The following is a 5,340-nucleotide window of genomic DNA, read 5'->3' on the forward strand; positions in this document are numbered from 1 at the left end:
CTATACGGGGAGAGGATGCCGGCAGGCAGGTGAGGGGCGGCGCAGACGCTGGCCATTATGAACGGTCGCTGTGACGCTGTAGGATTATCCGGGTGGATCCTGGCGTCACGAGCCTGGAATCTTCGAAGACTGTTCCTCTTGCGCGCCAACGATCTCCCTATATTCCCGCACTTCGCCATCGAGCCCGCGCAGCCGCCAGCTCTCCCCCTGCCTGCCCTCGACATGACAGGGCCCGATCGGCACCTTGCCGCCGCCTTCCGGCAGGTCGAGCACATAGACGGGGTTGCAGATGCCCGACAGCCGCGCCCGCAGCGCTTCAGTCAGCGCCTGTCCCTGCGCAATCGTCGTGCGCCGGTGCGCCATGCCGCGCGCGAGGTCGCCATGGTGCAGGTAATAGGGTTTGACGCCGAGGCGGTACATCAGCTCGCGGCAGAGTTCTTCCAGCGCCTCGATGCTGTCGTTGACGCCCTTGAGCAGAACGCTCTGGTTGAGCAGAACGAAGCCGGCTTGCCGAAGCGTGCGGCAGGCCACCTCGGTAGCGCCGGTGATTTCACGCGCGTGATTGAAATGGGTGACGACAGTGACCATCAGCCGGCCCTGCAGCGCCGCGACGAGCCCTGATGTAATGCGCGACGGCAGCACCACCGGCACGCGCGTATGGATGCGCAACAGCCGTACATGGGGGATCGCTTCGATGCGCGCGCGGATTTCGGCCAGCGCCTTGTCGGGCAAGGACAGCGGATCGCCGCCGGTCAGGATCACCTCGCGGATTTCGGGGTGATCCGCGATATAGGCCAGCGCCGGCTCCAGCGCCTCGCGCGTATAGCCCCTGCCGATCGCGGTCAGCGATTCCTTGCGAAAGCAGAACCGGCAATAGACCGCGCATTGATAGGTCGGGAACAGCAGTACCCGGTCGGCATGGCGATGCGTCAATCGCGGCACCGGGCTGAAGTCATGGTCAGCGATCGGATCGTCGAGCTCGCCCTCCGCCTCCTCAAGTTCTTGCGGCGACGGAATGACCTGCGCCCGGATCGGATCGGCGGGGTCGTTCCAGTCGATCAGGTCGAGATAGGCCTTGGGCGCGCGCACCTTGTGGTTCGCCGCCGCGCTTTTAGCCGCCGCGCGCTCGGCTGGCGACAGTGGGAGGCGGTCGAGGTCGCGCACGTGGCGCACGCCGGCGCGGACGTCCGCCTGCCAGGCGGTGTCGGGGCCGGCGGCGGGTGCATCGTGGAGGTTGGTGTCTGAAGTCATCAGGGTTCTCAGGACAGTTTCTGGCGGAGCTATCGGCCGGATGGCCAGGCGGGTCAACCTTCCGGGGTGGTCGCCGCCATCAAATCCACCGCCTGCAAATCCGTAGGTATTTAGCCAAAATGGCACTATTCTGCGCAGTCTGGGCTTCAGGGAAAACGAATGGATTTCAGCACAGGCCATGGTTACCTGCTCATCGGCGGCCTCATTCTCGTCGGTACTGGGCTGCTCATCCTGTCGCTGATCGTCAATCTGCGCGTCGCCCACAGTGTGCGCGACGACGTGCGCCATCGCGAAAAGCTGCTAGAATACTACCGCAACATCTTCTCGCAGCTGGGCGTGATCCTGATCGGCATCGGCGTGTCGCTGTTCATCTTCTTTTTCCAGCAGAATTACCAAGACCAGCGCAGACGCGAAGCGGATCTTCAGCAGGTTCTGGCCAAGCTGGCGGCGCGCATCGCTCGCGGCGCTCCCCTCGTCGAGTCACTTGGCGAATTCGACGGGCTGCTGGATGATGGCGGGGCCTATATTAGTCCCGAACTTGGTGGAACCAACGCCGCCATCGGCGCGCAGGGAGCGGAGCTCGGCAAGCAGGTCCGCGAAATCCTGCTGGTTGAGCGCGACGTCGACATCCGGGACTTCGACATCCTCAACCTGTCGCGCGATTTCGAGTCGTCGTTCGTCGTCAACGAGCTCGATCCGACGCTATGGTTCGACATCGTGCGCGACGAGAGCGAGATCAAATATGCCATCACCCAACTCACCCTCGACTACAAGGACCTGCAGGATGCGATCGGCGGCGAGCCGATCGAGGTTGCGATCGCCAATCCTGAAACGGAGCGCAAGATCAAGCACGAGGTGCTCGACATCTTCTACGATGCTGACCTCTTGCGCCAGCGCAGCAGGCGATTTCTCGGCCGTGCGTGCTGGCTTCTCAGCCACGGACGCAGCTTTGTCAGTCTTGCACCGGTCGATGCGATCGAAGCCGATGCGAGGTCACATCAGGAATGGATAGACAGGTCGAAGCCCTTGCTGGCGCAGACGAAATCGGGCAACGGCGATTGCTTCAAACTGCTCCGATACGGCCCCGCATCCTGACTCCCGGCGGCACCCTTCGATTTGGAAGTCAGTCCCCCACACGTTGCAGCGTGCCGAGATGATTGTCGTCGAGAAAACCTACGGTCATGGCCGACGCCTTGCCGTCAGCGCCGACCACAAAACTTACACCCGAGGGGCTATCCGGCGTCTCCGCGTCGGGGAAGGTCAGGAAAAGGTCACAGTCGAAATGCGTCAATGAATAGGACCGGCCGGCGGCCGGGCCTACCCTGAGCACAAGGTCGTCTCCTGCTTTCGACACAATCGCGTCGCCGATGAAGTCGTTGGCGTACCGGCCGGCATAGACACTGCCCGGCGCGGCTGGCCGTGGCGGAGACGGCGGCGCGGCATAGGCGGCCTTGGCCGCCGCGACCGCCGGACCGAACAGGCCCGCATAGATATCATCCCACGCCTTGACCCAGTCCTTCTCGACCTTACCGTCGAAGACGAGATCGGCAAAGCTGTCGGACAATCCCTCCGGCAGGCCAGTCGGAAAGGCGTTGGCGACGATGACGATGCCCAGCTTCTCCTTTGGGAAGACCGTCACCAGCGTACGCGCGCCGACGCTGAAGGCGCCGGCGTGCCCCCAGCTCAGGCCGTGTCGGCCGAATTCGACGTTCCAGCCGAGGCCGTAGAACGATGCGCCGCCGGAGACGGGGTTGTTGCCGCGCGCTATCAGCGGAACATGCGTCTGGCTTAGCGCATCGGCGGCAATCAGTGTCTTGCCTGCATAAACGCCGTTGCCGAGGATGAGGCGCACCCATTGCGAGTGGTCACGTGCCGTAGAGCTGACGCCGCCGGCGGGCGCCTGCGCATCCGGATTGCGCTCTATCCTCGCGGCCCAGGCGCCATCAACCTTGACGTGAAGCGCGGCGCGGTTGGTTTGCTTGACGAAGTCCGAATGACGGGAACTGGTCGAGGCCATGCCAAGCGGACGGTAGAGCCTCTCCTCGGCGACCTCCTCCCAGGGCTTTCCTGTCGGCCTCGCGGCTGCCACGGCACCCTCTGTCAATCCGAAATTGCTGTAGGAATACCCGGCGCGGAAGCTCGACGATGGTGGCACGAACCGCAGGCGATGCAGTATCTCGACGCGGTCGTAGCCAATACCTTCGAGGTCGTCTCCGGCGGTGCCCGGAAGCCCGCTGCGATGCGAAAACAGGTCGCGGACGGTGAGTTGGCTCGCCGGATAGGGATCGGCCAACCGGAAGGCCGGATCGAGATCGGCGATCTTCGAATCCCAGGACACGATCCTGTCGCTAACCAACGCCGCCACGACGGTGGCGGAAACCGGCTTGGAAAGGGAGGCGATCTGGAACACCGTGTCGGCGTCGACGGTCTCAGGCTTGCCGGCCTCGCGATGCCCAAAACCCTTGAGGAAGATCACCTCGTCATCGCGCACGACGCCGATGGCGAGACCGGGTACGGCACCGTCCGCGACGGCGGCTTCGGCAAGCGCTTCGAGCTTCGACAGGGCAGCAGTGATGCGCTCAGGCGTGAGGGTATCGGCCGGCGCCGTGCGCGGCCAAAGCGCCATTGCGGCGATGAAGACCCAAACCCTCCACTGACAGAGATTCCGATTCAGCCGCATGCACAAGCCTCCTCCCAAGCATTCACAAGGCCATGATACAGGCCCGCACGGGTGAGGCCAGCCCTTCTCGGGCCATTCGCGCAACCGGACGGTCGATCTCCTGATCGGCCGCGCCGACGACGTCATCGCCTCTGCCGGGCTACCGCATCGACGTCGAAAGCGCGCTGATCGAACATCCGGCGGTCAACGAGGCAGCCGTCGTCGGTGTGCCCGACCCGCAGCGCACCGAAATCGTCAAGGCGTTCGTCATCCTGGCGCCTTCGTACAGCGGCAGCCCGGAACTGGCGGAAGAACTGGCGCAGCATGTCCGCAAGCGCCTTTCGGCCCACGCCTATCCGCGCGAAGTCGAGTTCGTCAGCGAGTTGCCGAAGACGCCCAGCGGCAAAATTCAGCGGTTCCTGCTGAGGAAGGCCGAGGTGGGGAAGCGGAAGGGGTGACGCTGCCGATCTCCTTGTGGGGGTCCGAAGGACGGGCGAGACCCGTGGCTCGCCCGGGAATAGCTCGGCACTACTCCTTTGCGCGAAAAACCTCCGGCACGACGAACACTTCGTCAGCCCGGCCATAGCCGCCGTCGGCGACCTCCTCCACCAGCACCATCGTGAAGGGGCGCGCACCCTCGCCGAAAAAGTCGACGAACATGGCTGTCGTTCGATGGATGAGGTCCTCCTTCTGCGCCCTGGAGAGCGCCGCTTGCGGTAACTTGATGTTGGCGAATGGCATGATCTTTTCCTTTCTGTGGAATTTCAGGTTCGGCGTTGAGCGGTCGGCGACGGCTCAGACGACGCCGCCATTGGCGCGGATGATTTGTCCGTTGACCCAGAAGCTGTCCGGCCCGGCCAGGAACGAGACCAGCCCGGCAATGTCGTCGGGCTGGCCGAGCCGGCCGAGCGGGATCATCTTGCCGATGGCCTCGATCTGCGCCTCGCTCTTGCCGTCCGTGAACAGCGCGGTATCGATCGGTCCGGGCGCCACCGCGTTGACGGTTACACGGCGCGCGCCAAGCTCCTTGGCCAGGATGTGGGTCATCGCCTCGACACCCGCCTTTGTGGCGGCGTAGACGCCGTAGCCCGGCTGGTAAAGGCCGACGACGCTGCTGGAAAAATTGACGATGCGGCCGCCGTCGCGAAGCCGGCGCGCACCTTCCCGCATGCCGCGGAACACCCCGCCGAGATTGATCGCGATCTGCGTGTCGAACGAAGCATCGTCGGTCTGCGCCATCGGCGACGTCTTCATGACGCCGGCATTGTTGACGAGGATGTCGATGCCGCCGAACGCCTTCTCGCCGGCGTCGAACAGCGATGCGATGCCGTTTGGATCGGCGATATCGGCCTGCACGGCGATCGCCTTGCCGCCGCCGGCTTGGATGCTGCGGACCAGTTCTTCGGCCTCGGCGCGGCCCCGTGCATAGT

Annotated in this window: 4 protein-coding genes and 2 pseudogenes (1 of these 6 only partly in view); 2 read left to right on the forward strand and 4 right to left on the reverse strand. The window is 64.2% G+C overall.

All coding sequences use genetic code 11. The annotated features are described in order from the left end of the window. Window positions 1-105: 105 nt before the first annotated feature. Window positions 106-1,251, reverse strand: coding sequence for a KamA family radical SAM protein (locus EOB49_RS29170; protein ID WP_127383006.1), 1,146 nt, complete (start codon window positions 1,249-1,251; stop codon window positions 106-108). A 159-nt stretch (window positions 1,252-1,410) separates the two neighbouring features. Here EOB49_RS29170 and EOB49_RS29175 point away from each other — a divergent pair, with 159 nt between their 5' ends. Continuing rightward, on the forward strand, window positions 1,411-2,346 hold the full coding sequence (locus EOB49_RS29175) for a hypothetical protein (RefSeq protein ID WP_127383007.1): 936 nt from the start codon (window positions 1,411-1,413) through the stop codon (window positions 2,344-2,346). Between the two features lie 28 nt (window positions 2,347-2,374). Here EOB49_RS29175 and EOB49_RS29180 read toward each other — a convergent pair whose 3' ends face one another. Then, window positions 2,375-3,931 (reverse strand): serine hydrolase, encoded by a 1,557-nt coding sequence (locus EOB49_RS29180; protein WP_127383008.1) that lies wholly within the window; start codon window positions 3,929-3,931, stop codon window positions 2,375-2,377. Window positions 3,932-4,034: 103 nt separating this feature from the next. On the opposite strand from EOB49_RS29180, the pseudogene EOB49_RS29185 reads away from it, so the two are divergent. Then, a pseudogene (locus tag EOB49_RS29185) lies at window positions 4,035-4,368 on the forward strand (AMP-binding protein); the annotation flags it as partial. 70 nt (window positions 4,369-4,438) lie between these two features. On the opposite strand, the gene EOB49_RS29190 reads toward EOB49_RS29185, so the two are convergent. Together EOB49_RS29190 and EOB49_RS29195 are read right to left on the reverse strand one after the other, a co-directional pair. Next, window positions 4,439-4,651 carry a 4-oxalocrotonate tautomerase family protein gene (locus tag EOB49_RS29190; RefSeq protein WP_023813355.1) on the reverse strand — a complete coding sequence of 71 codons (213 nt, stop codon included), beginning with the start codon at window positions 4,649-4,651 and terminating at the stop codon, window positions 4,439-4,441. Window positions 4,652-4,705: 54 nt separating this feature from the next. Further along, window positions 4,706-5,340: pseudogene (locus EOB49_RS29195) on the reverse strand (SDR family oxidoreductase) (it continues 136 nt past the right edge of the window).

This window comes from Mesorhizobium sp. M7A.F.Ca.MR.148.00.0.0 (assembly GCF_003997735.1).
Classification (GTDB): Bacteria; Pseudomonadota; Alphaproteobacteria; order Rhizobiales; family Rhizobiaceae; genus Mesorhizobium.